Source organism: Nonomuraea sp. NPDC004702 (genome assembly GCF_053601695.1).
The window spans coordinates 91,047-105,363 of sequence record NZ_JBSGCE010000009.1; the positions used below are offsets into that span (position 1 = coordinate 91,047).

Here is a 14,317-nt window from a genome sequence, read left to right on the forward strand (position 1 = left end):
TCCGTGCTGGGGTGATGGCTGTCGGAAAGGTGAGGTTCAGCCGCAGGCGGCGTCCAGGCTGACCGGGTTCTCCGGGTCCTGGGTCGGGGCGGCGGAGTGGTGCGCGCTCGCCGACCGGTTGGCCGGGCGCTCGTCCAGGGCCTCGGAGACCTTGCGCCTGATCAGGTACCAGTCGGGCGTGACGGTGCTGATCAGCGGCGGGACGAAGCTGAGGCTCCGGATCCTGGTGTCCTTCACCTTGTCCGACAGCTCGATCAGGGCGGGCAGCAGGTCCTGGGGCACGTCGCTGGAGATGGCCCGCTTGGTGGCCGCGGCCAGCTTCTCGAAGCTCTTCAGCACGGTCATCGGATCGGCCTGCTTGGCGACCGCGTTGAGCAGGCACTTCTGGCGGCCCATGCGGACGTAGTCGTCGCTGTCGGTGCGGGAGCGGCCGTACCAGAGGGCCTCCTCGCCGGACAGTTTGCGGGTGCCGGCGGGCAGCAGGCCCTCGCGGTACTTGCCGTACACGATGGGGTCCTTGACGGTGACCCGGACGCCGCCCATCGCGTCGACGATCTCGGCGAAGCCCTTCATGTCGACCATGGCGTAGTAGCTGACCGGGATGCCGAGGATGTCGCTGACGGTGCGCTTGAGCAGCGACGGGCCGCGCTTGCCCTTGCCCACGCCGGGGACCGTCTCCGGGTGGTCCTCGGCGTACTGGAAGATCTCGTTGAGCAGGCCGGGGGTGCTGGGGCCGTCGCCGGTGAAGCCGAAGGGGAAGCGGCTCCTGGCCGGGCCGTGCGGGAGCTGGACCTTCTGCAGGTTGCGCGGCAGGCCGAACAGGGTGGTGGCGCCGGTCTCGGTGTCCACGCTGGCCACCGTCATGCTGTCGGTGCGCACGCCGGGGCGGCCGGGGGCGGCGTCCGCGCCGATCAGCAGGAAGTTGACGCGCTTCGCGCCGTTCCACGGGTCCTGGGCGACGACCGGGGCGCTGCTGGTGGTGGTGGCGAAGACGTGGCTGACGACGTCGCGGGACAGGTAGGCCATGCGGGTGGCGTACGCGGTGGGGGCCAGGACGAGCGCGCAGAGGGCGGCCGCGAGCGTGGTGGTCAGGAAACGTCCGGCGGTGTCGGAGGACTCGGGACGGACGAGCAGGAACGACCGGATGATCACCGCGGTCCACGCCAGCGCGATCCCGACCAGCGCCACGGTGAGCACCGTGAGCCAGCCGGGCTGGACCGCCAGCGACAGCAGCCGGGTGCTGAACGCGGTGAACACCGTCAGGACGCCGGCGAGCATCAGCACGTAGGCCGCCATGAGGGCGATGCCCATCCGGTGACGGTGGGTGGCCAGGTGCGCCACCCCCCACAGCGCGGCCGACGCCACCGTCAGCGCGATGCTCGCTCCTAGGCCGAATTCGCGTTTTTTCCCTGTCATGCCTGGTCAAACCCCCAATGCCAGCCCATCCAAGTCACCATAGTTATTGCGTTGCGGGCCAATTGAGGGTGAAGGGGAAGTGTTTGCTCAATTCCCGGTCAAGACCCTCTTGAGATATAACGTGAGAGTGAGCACTCGACACGGTAGCTACGGATTCGACGCACCGTGGGCCCTCGGCGGACTGCTCTTCGGGGCCATCGTCCTGCTGGCTCTCGCGGCGCTCTCCTTCGTGCTGGACATCCCCGCCGCCGGGATCGCCTTCGCCTTCGGCGGGCTCTACACGCTGGCCAGCGCGGCCAGCTACCTCTACACCACGCGCCGGGGCAAGTTCGCCGTCTGGGCCGAGCTGCTGGAGCCGCTCGAAGGCGGTGAGCGGGTGCTCGACCTCGGCTGCGGACGCGGCGCGGTGCTGCTGGCCGCCGCCGCCCGGCTCACCTTCGGACGGGCGGCCGGCGTCGACCTGTGGAGCTCGAAGGACCAGTCGGGCAACGCCGCGGCCGTCACCCTGGCCAACGCCGCGGCCGAAGGCGTCGCCGACCGGGTCGAGCTGGTCACGGGCGACATGCGCGACCTGCCGTTCGAGGACGGCGTGTTCGACGTCGTCGTGTCGAGCCTGGCGATCCACAACATCCCCTCCGCCGAAGGCCGCCGGCGGGCGATCGGCGAGGCCCATCGGGTGCTGCGGCCCGGCGGGCTCATGTTGATCGCGGACTTCCGGCACGCGCCCGATTACGAGGACGCCCTGCGCGACCTGGGCGTGATCGACATCCGCCGGCGCGACCTGGGCGCCCGCCTGTGGTACGGCGGCCCCTGGTTCGGCACCACCCTGGTCGAGGCCAGAAAACCTGCCTTGTAGGGAACGTTTGCCATCCGTTTACCGGGTACCCAAGTGCCCTTATGAGCGACGTGGATACCGGCACGGTAACTACCAAGGTGCCCGCACGGCTGGACCGGCTGCCGTGGTCCCGCTGGCACTGGATGATCGTCATCGGTCTCGGCACGGTATGGGTGCTCGACGGATTAGAGGTCACCATCGTCGGCAACCTGTCCGGGCAGCTCGCCAAGCCCGGCAGCGGCCTGGACATCACCCAGGCGCAGGTCGCCGGCCTCGCCGCGGCCCTCTACGTGGCCGGGGCCTGCGTGGGGGCGCTGTTCTTCGGCTGGCTGACCGACAGGTTCGGCAGGAAGAAGCTGTTCCTGCTGACGCTCGTGGTCTACCTCGCGGCGACGCTGATGACCGCCCTGTCCTTCGACGCGTGGTGGTTCTTCCTGTTCCGCTTCATGACCGGTTTCGGCATCGGCGGCGAGTACGCGGCCATCAACTCGGCCATCGACGAGCTGATCCCGAGCCACCACCGGGGACGCATCGACATCATCATCAACGGCAGCTACTGGCTCGGCGCGGCGGGCGGCGCCCTGCTGACCGTGCCGCTGCTGAACGACCTGCCGGTCAACATCGGCTGGCGGGTGGCGTTCGGGTTGGGCGTGGTGCTCGGCCTGGCCATCCTCCTGGTGCGCAGGAACGTCCCGGAGAGCCCGCGCTGGCTGTTCATCCACGGCCGCGACCGCGAGGCCGAGCAGATCGTGGACGACATCGAACGCCAGATCGGCCGGGACCTGCCCGAGCCGCAGGAGTCGATGACCATCCACCAGCGCAAATCGATCGGCTTCCTGAAGATCGCGCACACGATGGTCGCGCTCTATCCCAAGCGCACGGTCCTCGGGTTGTCGCTCTTCATCGGCCAGGCGTTCCTCTACAACGCGATCACCTTCGGGTACGCCCAGATCCTCACCACGTTCTTCAAGATCGACTCGCACACGGGCTACTACTTCGCGATCATCGCGGTCGGCAACTTCCTCGGCCCGCTGCTGCTCGGCAGGCTCTTCGACACCGTCGGCCGGGTCCCCATGATCTCGGCGACCTACATCGGCTCCGGGGTGCTGCTGCTCGGCACCGCCTGGCTGTTCAACCAGGGCGCGCTGACCGCGATGACGCTGACCCTCTGCTGGTCCGTGGTGCTCTTCGTGGCCTCGGCGGGGGCCAGCGCGGCGTACCTGACGGTGAGCGAGATCTTCCCCATGGAGACCAGGGCGATGGCCATCGCGTTCTTCTTCGCCATCGGCACGGCCGCCGGCGGCATCGCCGGCCCGCTCGTGTTCGCCTCGCTGGTCGAGAGCGGCGCGCCGGGCGACACGGCGCTGGCGTTCTCGATCGGCGCGATCGTGATGATCGTCGCGGGGCTGGTCGAGCTGGCCTTCGGGGTCAAGGCCGAGCGCAAGGGGCTGGAGGAGATCGCCGCGCCGCTCACCGCCGCGCGGGCCGCATGACCCGCAGCACCTGGGTGCTGTCGGCCAGGTACAGGTGCGGCACGTCCACGAACACCCGCATCGGCCCGCGGTCCAGTTCCAGGTCGCGGGCCATGGTCGCGTGCACCTCGGCGAGCGGCAGGTAGTTGAGGTAGCTGGTGAAGGCGTTCTGGGAGCGGAAGGTCGCGGTCATGGCGAGCGCGCCGTCCCGGATCCGGAACGCCACGCCGATCAGGCAGGGCACCGCGTCGTACGGCTCGCCGGGGATGGTCAGCGAGATCCACGCGCTCTTGCTGTACGGCTTGACCCGCAGCAGGTCGGCCGCCCAGGCGAGCTGCCCCCTGATCCGGGCGCCGTAGCTGTACTTGAACGGCGGCACGACCACGTCCTCGCTGAACTTCCTGCTGTACAGGGCCAGCCGTTCCGCGTCGCCGTACCGCGCGATGATCGGGTCGTCGCCCCGCACCTCGGCGATCTCGAACAGCACGGACGGGGCCTCGATCACGGGGCCGCGGTCGTCGTCGGCGAGTGTGCCCGCCGTCCAGACATGTCGCATCATCCACATCCACGCCTCCCCACATGACGCCCATGACGCAGGGCCGGGCATTCAGGTCTCCTGATCCGGGAACTCGTAGGGGTCGCGCGGGAGCCGGCGCCGCCTGGTCACGTTGCAGCGCACGTAGTAGACGGCGTAGTGGACCAGCGTGACCAGGAGGATGCCGAAGGTGAGCAGGAGCAGGTTGGGCGCCTGCCCGCACAGGCCGGTGAGGCCCACCGTCAGGTAGGCCGAGTTCGCCAGCGCCAGCGTGGTCACGTTGATGCCGGGCCAGGCCAGCGGCGCGTACGTCTCCGGGAAGCGGGGGTCGATCGGCAGGTTCGGGCTCCAGCCGAGCCGGTCCTTGAGCCTGGAGGCGTACAGCAGGCGGAAGTTGTTGATCGCGCGGGCCGTCCTGGCGTGCGCGCGGACCGCCTCGATCAGCCGCAGGAACGGCAGCACGCTGAGCACCCCGAACGCCGTGACCAGGGCGAACAGGTACCACGGCACGCGCTGCCACTCCGTGAGGCTCTGCGGGTCCACCACCTTGGCGCTGGTCAGGGCGATGGCCGCGAGGAACGGCCCCGACAACAGGCTCATGGCGAGCCTGGTCATCTTCAGCCGTTCTTCCTTCGCGGCCAGGTGGACCGCGTAGATGCCGGTGAAGTCCACGGCGGCGAGCTGGAGGAAGTGACTGGACTCAAGCCCGTCGTCCCGGATCATCATGCGAGGGGGGATCTTTCGCATGTGCGCTCCTGTAGTGCGTGACTCCAGTATTAGCGCGATTCGCCGGGTTGTGGAGGCGATTCCTACCAATTGTTCCAACAAATCTCAACTGACGCCCGTCAACTGCGACGACACCCCCGCGACGTGGTCGATGTAGGCCGTCGGGAGGCTGTACAGCAGGGCCGCGATCTCCCTGTCGTGGATCACCGGGAGGGCGGCCAGCGCGTCCGAGGCCAGGCCGCGGCAGAACTCCAGCGTGTTGGGCACCAGGTCGCCCGCGCGCAGGCGGCGCAGCGCCTCGTCCACCTGCTCGTCGCTCATGTCGCGGCCGAGCAGGTCGCCGAGATCGGTGCCGGACAGGAGCAGCGGCAGGCTGTAGACGCCCTGCCGCAGGTCGTTGCCGGCCGGCTTGCCGAGCTGGGCGCTGGAGGCGGTCAGGTCGAGCAGGTCGTCCAGCACCTGGAAGATCAGCCCGAACTTCTCGCCGTACGCCGCCACGCGCGCCCGGTCCTCGGTCGAAGCCCGCGCGCAGACGGCCGCCACCAGGCAGCCGGCCCGGAACAGCGCGGCGGTCTTGCCGGTGATCGAACGCAGCGCGCTCTCCCTGGTCCTGGCCGGGTTGAACAGGTCGCTCGTCTCCAGGTACTGGCCCTCGGCCAGCTCCACCACGGTGGCCGCGAGCACCTCGGCGACCGGCCTGGACACCGCGGTGATGGCCGCCAGCCCCGCCCTGGCCAGCATGAAGTCGCCGATCACCAGGGCCTTGCCCTCGCCCAGCTCGGCGTTGAGCGTACGGGTGCCGCGCCGCTCGGTCGCCCGGTCCATGAGGTCGTCGTGCACGAGCGAGCCTGCGTGGATCAGCTCCACGCACGCGGCGGCCGTGATCACCCGGCGGTCGGGGGCCTTGCCGAGGGCGAGCGAGGTCGCCAGCGTCAGCGCCGGACGCAACCGCTTGCCTCCGGCGCTGACGATCCGCCCGGCGCCCGCGTTGATCCCCGGCAGCGCGGACGAGCCGCTGAGCCGCCTGATCCTGGCCTCGACCTTGCGCAGACCCTGGCTGACGGCGGGGCTGTTCACGAGTTGCTCCATGGGACCAAGCCTGCTCCCGCGCCGCTGTGCCCCTCCTGAGAGACGCTGAGGACGCTCTCAGCCCTTGACCCTGACATCGTGTGAGCGGGTACGACAGGATGTCCCCCGGGCTTAGGAGGACATCATGGGAATGGCGGAGCGGGTCGAGGCGGTCCTGAAGGCCGGCACGGCGCCCAATCTGCACGCGGTCGTGGTCATGCGGGGCGGCGAGGTCGTCGTCGAGCACTACGGCGCGGGCGTCGACCAGCGGATCACCGAGGAGCCCCGGCACGTCGTGTTCGACCGCGACACGCCGCACGACGTGCGGTCGGTCACCAAGAGCGTGGTCGCGCTGCTGTACGGCGTGGCCCTGCGCGACGGGCTGGTGCCGCCGCCGGACGCGAGACTGGTGGAGCAGTTCCCCGAATATCCGGACCTGGTGGCTGATCCGGGCCGGGCGCACCTCACCGTCGCGCACGCGCTCACCATGACGCTCGGGATCGACTGGAACGAGGACCTGCCGTACACGAGCCCGGCCAACAGCGAGATCGCGATGGAGCTCGCTCCTGACCGGTACCGGTTCGTCCTGGAACGTCCGGTGGTCGAGGAGGCCGGGAAGCGGTGGCGGTACTGCGGCGGCGCCTCGGCCCTGCTCGGCGGGCTCATCGCGCGGGGCGCCGGCGAACCGCTGGCGGAGTACGCCGCCAAGGCGCTGTTCGAGCCGCTGGGCATCACCAGGACCGAGTGGGTCAAGGGCACGGACGGCGTGGCGATGGCCGCGGCCGGGCTGCGGCTGCGGCCCCTCGACCTGGCCGCGCTCGGCCGATTGGTGCTCGGCGGCGGGCTGGGCATCGTCCCCGAGCAGTGGGTGCGCGAGATGACGCGGCCCCGCGTCGTCATCGACGGCGACTTCCGCTACGGCTACCAGTGGTACGTGAGCACCGGTGACCGGCCGTGGACCGAGGCGATCGGGAACGGCGGCCAGCGGCTGCTCGTGCTGCCCGGCGAGGAGCTGGTCGTCGCGGTGACGGCCGGCGACTACAACGCCGAGCAGGTCAGCGCCACGGCCGTGCTGGACGCCGTCCTCGACCGCTGAGCCGCTCACGGCACCAGCAGGACGCGGCCCGTGACCGCGCGCGACTCCAGGAGCCGGTGGGCCTTCGCCGCCTCGGCCAGCGGCAGGGTCTCGTGGACGACGGCGCGGCTGCGTCCTGAGCCGAGCCGGGCCAGCATCTCGGGATAGTGCGTGCCGAACACCTGGCCGGTCCAGCCGGGGCCGCCGCAGCCGACGACGGTCACGCCGCGTTCCATCAGGTCCGCGGCCGTGACGGCGGCGGGCTCGCCGCTCAGCATGCCGTAGAACAACATCCGCCCCGTGCCGGGCACGAGCCGGTCGAGCACCCGCCGGGCCGACGCGCCGCCGATCGACTCGAAGGCCACGTCGACGTCCGGCAGCGTGTCCGGCCAGCTCGGGTCGCCGTGGTCCAGGGCCTGGTCGGCGCCCAGGTCGAGGGCCCGCTGCCGCTTGGCCGGCGAGCCCGCGGTGGCGATCACCCGGGCCGCCCCGAACTCCTTGGCGTGCGCGACCAGGTAGCCGCCGATCGTGCCGGCGCCCGCCTCGACCAGCACGGTCTCCCCGGCGCCGAGCCGCGCCCGGTGCAGCAGGGCGAGGGCGATCGCGCCGGGCGCGGCCCCGGCCAGGGCCTCCAGGGGCGTCACGTCCTCGGGGACGGGGCAGGTCAGGGCGGCGGGCATGGCCACGTACTCCGCGTAGGCGCCGAGGCCGCCGGTCACCCCCACGCGGACGGTGCCGAGCAGGCCGTCGTCCACGCCCTCGCCGGTCTCGACCACCTCGCCGACCGCCTCCGCGCCGGGCACGACGGGCAGCGGCAGCGGGAACGGCAGCGCGCCCGAGCGGATCTGCGTCTCGGCGTGGCTGACGCCGATCGCCTGTGCGCGGAGGAGGACCTGGCCCGCCTCGGGGCGCGGGCGGGGCAGGTCCACCGGACGCAGGGTCTCGGGGCCGCCGAGGGCGTCGAGCTGGATGGCGCGCATGGTTGTTCCCGTCTCTATCTGAACCGTTGGTCCAGTTAATATATGGACCGCTGGTCAAGTTTGTCCATGGGCAACAATGACCGGATGGAACGTCAAGAGCGGGCCGACGCCGCGCGCAACAGGCGGGCGATCCTGCGGGCGGCGGAGGAACTGCTCCGCCGCCACCCGCCCGAGCAGGTCTCCGTCGAGCGGGTGGCGGTGGCCGCCGGCGTGGGCAAGGGGACGGTGTTCCACCGGTTCGGCAGCCGTACCGGGCTGATGCGGGAGCTGATGAGCGAGCGGGCCCGCGAGCTGGACAAGGCGGTGGCCGAGGGCCCGCCGCCGCTCGGCCCCGGAGCGCCGCCCGTCGAGCGGCTGGTCGCCTTCCTGGGCGCGGTGGCCGAGCTGGCGGCGCGCAACGGCAACCTGGTGGCCGCGCACGAGCACGCGGTCGCGACCAGCAGATCCGAGCCCCGGGAGACCAACCCGATCTACACCGGCTGGCACCGGCACGTCACCGCCCTGATCGCCGAAGGCCGCCCCGACGTGGACGCGGACGAGATCGCGCACCTGCTGCTCGGGTGCCTGCACATGGAGCCGATCGCGAGCCGGTTGCGGGCGGGGGACAGCGCGCGGCTCGCCCGCAGCTTCGCCGCCCTCGCCGAGGGCCTGCTCGGCAGGCCCGCCCCTTAGCCCGGAGGACCGGCGGGTACGGCCGTCAGAGGGGGAGGGTGGTGGCGGCCGTGTGGAAGGCGGCGACGGCCGCGCGGACCGCCGGATGGTCGCCGTAGCCGCGGCGGAAGGCCGCCCGCGTGCGGCGGCTCAGGGGCAGGCGGGTCAGCGAGACGCCGTCCGGCGGGGTCAGCGCCGCCAGCCTGGGCACGAGCGCGACGCCCTGACCGGCGGCGGCGAAGGCGAGCACGGTGTCGAAGTCGTCGATGTGGTGCCGGACCCGGGGCTCGAACCCGGCCGCCTGACAGGCCCTGATCGCCATGGTGTGGCAGAGCGTGCCCGGCTTGCCGGTGATCCACGGGTCGTCGCGGGCGTCGAGGACGCGGGCCCGGTCGGTCAGGTACATCGGCTCGGTGAACAGCGGCTCGGTCTCGATGGAGGCGTCGGTGACCGGGGGCACGAAGTCGTACTCGTGCACGAGGGCGACGTCGAGCTCGCCCGCCCGCAGCGCCGCCGAGACGTCGGCGGGGTCGATCTCGGCCACCATCGGCTCCAGCCCCGGACAGTCCGCGGCCAGGCGGGCGAGCGCGGGCGGCAGGAGCACGCGGGTGGCCGTCGGGAACGCGCCGATCCGCAGGGGCCCCGACGGCCCGCCCCGGGCCGCGGCGAGCGCGGCCGAGGCGCGTTCGAGCTGTTCCAGGACGGCCTGCGCGTGCTCGACCAGCAGCAGCCCGGCCGGGGTGAGCGTGACCGTGCGCCCGGTGCGTTCCAGCAGCGGCACGCCCGCCTCCCGTTCCAGGGCGCTGAGCTGCTGCGAGACCGCCGAGGGGGTGAACGTGACCGCCTCGGCCACGGCGGTGATCGTGCCGCGCCTGGCCAGCTCGCGGAGCAGGTGGAGCTTGCGTGGGTCGAGCATAAGTCCATCTTAAGCTCGAACGAAGAAATCCGAACTGGACCTAACAGGTCTGCGGGCGGCAGGCTCGAAGCATGCTGAGAGGAATCCACGTACCGCTGGTCACGCCGTTCACGTCGTCGGGGGAGGTGGCCGCCGACGCGGTCGAGAAGCTCGCCCGGCAGATGCTCGACGAGGGCGCGGCCGGTCTGGTGGCGCTGGGGACGACGGCCGAGGTGGCCGCCCTCGACCCCGGCGAGCGGGCCCTGGTGGTCGAGACCTGCGTACGCGTGTGCGCCGAGCGCCGGGCGCTGCTGACCGTCGGCGTGACCGGGAACGACACCCGCACGACAGCCGCGGCGCTGCGCGAGCTGCCCGCCGGGGTGGACGCGGCCCTGGTGACCGTGCCGTACTTCCTGCGGCCCGGCGAGCGCGGCGTGATCGCGCACTTCGAGGCGCTGGCCGAGACGTCACCCGTGCCATTGGTGATCTACCACATCCCCTACCGGACCGGGCAGGCCGTGGGCGCCGCGACACTGCGGGCCGTCGGGCAGCACCCGAACATCGCGGGCGTCAAGTACGCCGCCGGCGGCATCGACCAGGACACGGTGGACCTCCTCGCGGACCTGCCCGACGGCTTCGAGGTGCTGGGCGGCGACGACGCGTTCGTCTCGCCGCTGCTCGCGCTCGGCGCCACCGGCGGCATCCTGGCCTCGGCGCACGTGCTGACCAGGAGCTTCGTCGAGCTGGTCGACGCCTGGCTGGCGGGTGACGTGGCCACCGCTCGTCCGCTCGGGCACCGGCTGGCCCAGGTCTCCCGCGCGCTCTTCGCCGAGCCCAACCCCACCGTGATCAAGGGCGTCCTGCACGCCAGGGGCCTGATCCCGACGCCGGACGTGCGGCTGCCGCTGCTGCCCGCCTCCGCCGCCGCGGTGTCACAGGCCGACCTGGTGGCGGTACATCCAGGCCAGTGACTCCTGGCTCGCGCCGCGCTTCAGGAACATCGGCAGCATCAGGTCGCGGAAGACCCGGGCGACCGGGCCCGCGGCCTTGCTGTTGCTGATCGTCCTGGAGTAGGCCACCACCCGCTCGACCCTCGGCCGCCGTTCGGCCTCGAACCGCTCGAACGCCGCGCGGTGGTCCTTGGCCTCGCGCAGGCACCTGGCCAGCACGACCGCGTCCTCGACGGCCAGTGAGGCGCCTTGGCCGGAGCTGGGCGAGGTGGCGTGGGCGGCGTCCCCGGTGAGCAGGACGCGGCCCCGGTGCCAGACGGGCACCGGCGGCAGGTCGTACACCGGCAGCGCCGGGCCCACGGGACCGCGGCGGACGAGGTCGGCCGAGGGGTTCGCGTCCCCCTCGAACGCCGCCGCCAGGACGGGCCGCCAGTCGGCGGGCACGTCGCCGAGCCGTCTGGGCAGGTTCGCGAACCACCACATGTCGCCCGACTCGGTCACCGTGCAGCCGAAGAAGGCCCGCTTGCCGAAGACCATGTCGTAGACGCCGGGCTCGCCGCCGAACCCGCCGAACCCGCCGAGTTCGTTGCGCGCGGTGTTCCTGACGATGCCGCCGAAGCTGTACAGGCCGCTGTAGCGCGGGCCGGGCGCGCCGGGGTCGAGCAGCGAACGGGTGCGCGAGTGCACGCCGTCGCAGGCGATCAGCAGGTCGCCGGCGGCCGAGGCGCCGTCCTCGAAGGTCGCCACGACCTGGTCGCCGGTGTCGTCGTAGGAGACCAGGCGCCGGCCGTAGGCGATGGGGATGCCGCGCCGGGCGGCCTCGTCGCGCAGGGCGCCGTAGAGGTCGGAGCGGAGCACGGTGTGGCTGACCGTGCCGTCGTCGAGGCGCAGGCCGTTGGCCACCTCGCCGAGGCGCTTGCCGGTGCCGCTCCACATGACCATGCGCGGGGTGGGGATGGCCGACGACAGCACCTCGCGGTGGACGCCGAGCACGCGCAGGGCGGCCAGGCCGTTGGAGGCGAGGTTGAGGAACGAGCCGACGTTCTCGGCGCCCCGCGGGTACGCCTCGTGGATCTCGGCGTCGATGCCGGCCGCCTGAAGGGCCATCGCCGTGACGGGCCCGCCGATCCCGCAGCCTATGATCAGAGCCTTCATGCTGGTATCCTTTCGTTCGACCGAACGAAATATATGAGCGCGGGTGGCGGGATGTCCAGGGATATTTCGGAGCATCGAAAGAAATTGTTGGACGAACTGGTCGAGGCGGGCAGGGAGAGCAGCAACGCCGCGGTCATGTACCACAGCGCCATGGGCGAGCGGCTGGGCCTGGGGATGACCGAGGAGAAGACGCTCGACCTGCTCCAGCGCCTCGGGCCGCTGACCGCCGGGGAGCTGTCCCAGCACACGGGCCTCGCCCCGGCCTCCGTCAGCGGGCTGATCGACCGGCTGGAGGCCAAATGGCTGGTCCGCAGGGTGCGCGACACCAAAGACCGCCGCCGGGTCATCGTCGAGATCAACTGGGAGCGGCTGGCCGGCTTCGGTGAGCTGTTCGAGCCGTTCGTGGCCGCCATGTCCGGCCTGTACGACCGCTACACCGACGACGAGCTGGCCCTGATCGTCGACTTCCTCCGGCGGTCCACGGCCCTGCAGCGGGAGGCCACCACGTCGCTGCGCACCGAATAAAGGGCTGTACACAATTCCGCTTATGGGCTACGGTGTCCGCCGATATGGGTTACTGCTTCCTGTGATTCTCACGCCCGAGGCGCATACGCGTTGAGCCGACCGCTCCGCCGCGCCTCGTACCGGTCATGTCCGCGTTGAGACAAGGAGGTGGAGCCTCTATGCGTACCGCTGCCCAATTGGCACTGAACGAGATCACCAAGCGTTACGACACCCGAATCGTCCTGGACCGGGTGTCGCTCACCGTCCGGCCCGGGGAGAAGGCCGGGGTGATCGGCGACAACGGCTCGGGCAAGTCCACGCTGCTCAGGCTCATGGCGGGCGTCGAGCGTCCGGACAACGGCGAGCTGACCGTGCTCGCGCCCGGCGGCGTGGGGCACCTGCCGCAGTCGCTGGAGCTGCCGCCGCACGCCACCGTGGCCGACGTCGTCGACCTGGCCCTGGCCGAGCTGCGCGAGATCGAGGCGCGCATGCGCGCGCTCGCCGGCACCGACCTGGACGCCTACGCCGCCGCCGTCGCCGAGTTCGAGGCGCGCGGCGGCTACGAGGCCGACACCCGGGTGGACGTCGCCCTGCACGGCCTGGGCCTGCCCGGCCTGGACCGGGACCGTCCGGTCGCGACGATGTCGGGCGGCGAGCGGTCCAGGCTCGCCCTGGCCGCGACGCTGGCCGCCGCGCCGGAGCTGCTGCTGCTCGACGAGCCGACCAACGACCTGGACGACCAGGCCGTCGCCTGGCTCGAACAGCACCTGCGCGAGCACCGCGGCACGGTCGTCGCGATCAGCCACGACCGGACGTTCCTCGACCGGGTCACCACGGTGATCCTGGAGGTCTCCGACGGGCGGGTGCGCCGCTACGGCGACGGCTACTCGGGCTACCTCGCGGCCAAGGCCGCCGAACGGGCCGCGCACGTGCGGGCCCACGAGGAGTGGCGGTCCGAGCTGGCCCGGCACGCCGGGCTGGTGGCGGCCAACGCGGGGCGGATGGCGGCCATCCCGCGCGGGATGGTGCAGGCCGGGATGGGCACCGGCGCGTGGCGGGCGCGGTCGCGTACGCACGGCGCCGCCGGGCGCGTCCGGCAGTCGCGGGCGCGGATGCGATGGCTCGAAGAGCACGCCGTGCCGCCGCCCCCGGTGCCGCTCCGCTTCACCGCCGCCATCACCGCCCCGCCCCCCGCCGACGCGCTCCTCCCGGATCATCCGCGAGAAGTGATCACCCCCGCCGACGTGCTCCTCCCGGATCACCTGCGAAAGGTGATCACCCCCGCCGACGTGCGCCTGCCGGAACACCCCAAGGACGTGGGTGTCCGGGCCGATGTGCGGCTGCCGGAATGTCCCGACGTGGGTGTCCGGGCTGACGTGCGGCTGCCGGGACGCCTTCCGGGTGTGGGCGAGGCGGGCGGGGTGGGGTGGCGGTCCATGGTGGTCGTGCTCGACGGGGTGCGGGTGGCGGGGCGGCTGCGGATCGACGGGCTCGCCGTACGGCGGGGGGAGCGGCTGCTCGTCACCGGGCCGAACGGCGCGGGCAAGACCACGCTCATGCGGGTGCTGGCCGGCGAGCTGCGTCCCGACGAGGGGACCGTACGCCGGACCGGGCGGGCTGGTCTGCTGCGCCAGGAGGAGCGGGCGGCCCGGCTGGACCGTACCGTCCTCGCGGCCTTCGCCGAGGGACGGACGGGCAGCCCCGACGAGCACGCCGACCGGCTGCTCGGCCTGGGCCTGTTCCGGCCGGACGACCTGCGGCGGCGGCTGGCCGACCTCTCGTACGGACAGCGCCGCCGGGTCGAGCTGGCCCGCCTGGTCACGGAACCGGTGGACCTGCTGCTGCTCGACGAGCCGACCAACCACCTGTCGCCGATGCTGGTGGAGCAGCTTGAGGAGGCGCTGGCCCACTACGAGGGCGCGCTGGTGGTCGTCACCCACGACCGCCGCCTGCGCGCCGCCTTCTCCGGCACCCACCTGGAGCTCGCACCCGCCCGGCCCAGCGAGCGGGCCCGCTGACAGCCGGGCCCGCTCCCCTCAGGGACCGGGCCCGCTG

At 72.1% G+C, this 14,317-nt stretch carries 14 protein-coding genes; 7 read left to right on the forward strand and 7 right to left on the reverse strand.

What is annotated here, in order from left to right:
* Window positions 1-36 precede the first annotated feature (36 nt).
* Entirely contained in the window at window positions 37-1,416 is a 1,380-nt protein-coding gene (locus tag ACWEJ6_RS14435) for an LCP family protein (protein ID WP_387671691.1), read from the reverse strand.
* Window positions 1,417-1,543: 127 nt separating this feature from the next.
* Between ACWEJ6_RS14435 and ACWEJ6_RS14440 the strand changes: the two genes are divergently transcribed.
* Complete coding sequence (locus ACWEJ6_RS14440) at window positions 1,544-2,272, forward strand: class I SAM-dependent methyltransferase (RefSeq protein ID WP_452423924.1); 729 nt, start codon at window positions 1,544-1,546, stop codon at window positions 2,270-2,272.
* A gap of 41 nt (window positions 2,273-2,313) precedes the next feature.
* Window positions 2,314-3,744 (forward strand): MFS transporter, encoded by a 1,431-nt coding sequence (locus tag ACWEJ6_RS14445; protein WP_452423926.1) that lies wholly within the window; start codon window positions 2,314-2,316, stop codon window positions 3,742-3,744.
* Here ACWEJ6_RS14445 and ACWEJ6_RS14450 read toward each other — a convergent pair.
* The 3 genes from ACWEJ6_RS14450 to ACWEJ6_RS14460 all read right to left on the reverse strand — a co-directional run bounded on the left by ACWEJ6_RS14450 (window position 3,722) and on the right by ACWEJ6_RS14460 (window position 6,073).
* Complete coding sequence (locus ACWEJ6_RS14450) at window positions 3,722-4,282, reverse strand: thymidylate synthase family protein (RefSeq protein ID WP_358291385.1); 561 nt, start codon at window positions 4,280-4,282, stop codon at window positions 3,722-3,724. The two genes, ACWEJ6_RS14445 and ACWEJ6_RS14450, sit on opposite strands and share 23 nt — an antisense overlap.
* A gap of 48 nt (window positions 4,283-4,330) precedes the next feature.
* Window positions 4,331-5,005, reverse strand: a complete 675-nt coding sequence (locus tag ACWEJ6_RS14455; RefSeq protein ID WP_352362137.1) for a hypothetical protein — start codon at window positions 5,003-5,005, stop codon at window positions 4,331-4,333.
* An 84-nt stretch (window positions 5,006-5,089) separates the two neighbouring features.
* A complete protein-coding gene (locus ACWEJ6_RS14460) occupies window positions 5,090-6,073 on the reverse strand; it encodes a polyprenyl synthetase family protein (protein WP_452423928.1) in 984 nt (327 codons plus the stop codon).
* A 124-nt stretch (window positions 6,074-6,197) separates the two neighbouring features.
* Between ACWEJ6_RS14460 and ACWEJ6_RS14465 the strand changes: the two genes are divergently transcribed.
* Window positions 6,198-7,148: a serine hydrolase domain-containing protein gene (locus tag ACWEJ6_RS14465; protein WP_452423930.1), complete on the forward strand. Its 951-nt coding sequence runs from the start codon at window positions 6,198-6,200 to the stop codon at window positions 7,146-7,148.
* A gap of 5 nt (window positions 7,149-7,153) precedes the next feature.
* Here ACWEJ6_RS14465 and ACWEJ6_RS14470 read toward each other — a convergent pair whose 3' ends face one another.
* A complete protein-coding gene (locus tag ACWEJ6_RS14470) occupies window positions 7,154-8,107 on the reverse strand; it encodes a quinone oxidoreductase family protein (protein ID WP_452423932.1) in 954 nt (317 codons plus the stop codon).
* 84 nt (window positions 8,108-8,191) lie between these two features.
* Between ACWEJ6_RS14470 and ACWEJ6_RS14475 the strand changes: the two genes are divergently transcribed.
* Entirely contained in the window at window positions 8,192-8,779 is a 588-nt protein-coding gene (locus ACWEJ6_RS14475; RefSeq protein ID WP_452423934.1) for a TetR/AcrR family transcriptional regulator, read from the forward strand.
* A gap of 25 nt (window positions 8,780-8,804) precedes the next feature.
* On the opposite strand, the gene ACWEJ6_RS14480 is transcribed toward ACWEJ6_RS14475, so the two are convergent.
* Window positions 8,805-9,674 carry a LysR family transcriptional regulator gene (locus ACWEJ6_RS14480; protein WP_387671681.1) on the reverse strand — a complete coding sequence of 290 codons (870 nt, stop codon included), beginning with the start codon at window positions 9,672-9,674 and terminating at the stop codon, window positions 8,805-8,807.
* Between the two features lie 71 nt (window positions 9,675-9,745).
* Here ACWEJ6_RS14480 and ACWEJ6_RS14485 point away from each other — a divergent pair, with 71 nt between their 5' ends.
* Window positions 9,746-10,624: a 4-hydroxy-tetrahydrodipicolinate synthase family protein gene (locus ACWEJ6_RS14485; protein ID WP_452423936.1), complete on the forward strand. Its 879-nt coding sequence runs from the start codon at window positions 9,746-9,748 to the stop codon at window positions 10,622-10,624.
* Here the strand turns inward: ACWEJ6_RS14485 and ACWEJ6_RS14490 are convergent.
* Window positions 10,586-11,758 (reverse strand): FAD-dependent oxidoreductase, encoded by a 1,173-nt coding sequence (locus tag ACWEJ6_RS14490; RefSeq protein ID WP_452423938.1) that lies wholly within the window; start codon window positions 11,756-11,758, stop codon window positions 10,586-10,588. The two genes, ACWEJ6_RS14485 and ACWEJ6_RS14490, sit on opposite strands and share 39 nt — an antisense overlap.
* A gap of 84 nt (window positions 11,759-11,842) precedes the next feature.
* On the opposite strand from ACWEJ6_RS14490, the gene ACWEJ6_RS14495 reads away from it, so the two are divergent.
* Together ACWEJ6_RS14495 and ACWEJ6_RS14500 are read left to right on the forward strand one after the other, a co-directional pair.
* Window positions 11,843-12,283 (forward strand): MarR family winged helix-turn-helix transcriptional regulator, encoded by a 441-nt coding sequence (locus ACWEJ6_RS14495; RefSeq protein ID WP_358291403.1) that lies wholly within the window; start codon window positions 11,843-11,845, stop codon window positions 12,281-12,283.
* Window positions 12,284-12,441: 158 nt separating this feature from the next.
* Window positions 12,442-14,280 (forward strand): ABC-F family ATP-binding cassette domain-containing protein, encoded by a 1,839-nt coding sequence (locus ACWEJ6_RS14500; RefSeq protein ID WP_452423941.1) that lies wholly within the window; start codon window positions 12,442-12,444, stop codon window positions 14,278-14,280.
* The last annotated feature ends 37 nt before the right edge of the window (window positions 14,281-14,317 follow it).

Bases quoted from the DNA above. Each gene is read 5' to 3' on its own strand.
- ACWEJ6_RS14455 (WP_352362137.1), bottom strand. From the start codon at position 5,005: ATGCGAAAGATCCCCCCTCGCATGATGATCCGGGACGACGGGCTTGAG.
- ACWEJ6_RS14460 (WP_452423928.1), bottom strand. From the start codon at position 6,073: ATGGAGCAACTCGTGAACAGCCCCGCCGTCAGCCAGGGTCTGCGCAAG.
- ACWEJ6_RS14435 (WP_387671691.1), bottom strand. From the start codon at position 1,416: ATGACAGGGAAAAAACGCGAATTCGGCCTAGGAGCGAGCATCGCGCTG.
- ACWEJ6_RS14480 (WP_387671681.1), bottom strand. From the start codon at position 9,674: ATGCTCGACCCACGCAAGCTCCACCTGCTCCGCGAGCTGGCCAGGCGC.
- ACWEJ6_RS14500 (WP_452423941.1), top strand. From the start codon at position 12,442: ATGCGTACCGCTGCCCAATTGGCACTGAACGAGATCACCAAGCGTTAC.
- ACWEJ6_RS14485 (WP_452423936.1), top strand. From the start codon at position 9,746: ATGCTGAGAGGAATCCACGTACCGCTGGTCACGCCGTTCACGTCGTCG.
- ACWEJ6_RS14470 (WP_452423932.1), bottom strand. From the start codon at position 8,107: ATGCGCGCCATCCAGCTCGACGCCCTCGGCGGCCCCGAGACCCTGCGT.
- ACWEJ6_RS14465 (WP_452423930.1), top strand. From the start codon at position 6,198: ATGGGAATGGCGGAGCGGGTCGAGGCGGTCCTGAAGGCCGGCACGGCG.
- ACWEJ6_RS14445 (WP_452423926.1), top strand. From the start codon at position 2,314: ATGAGCGACGTGGATACCGGCACGGTAACTACCAAGGTGCCCGCACGG.
- ACWEJ6_RS14475 (WP_452423934.1), top strand. From the start codon at position 8,192: ATGGAACGTCAAGAGCGGGCCGACGCCGCGCGCAACAGGCGGGCGATC.
- ACWEJ6_RS14450 (WP_358291385.1), bottom strand. From the start codon at position 4,282: ATGATGCGACATGTCTGGACGGCGGGCACACTCGCCGACGACGACCGC.
- ACWEJ6_RS14490 (WP_452423938.1), bottom strand. From the start codon at position 11,758: ATGAAGGCTCTGATCATAGGCTGCGGGATCGGCGGGCCCGTCACGGCG.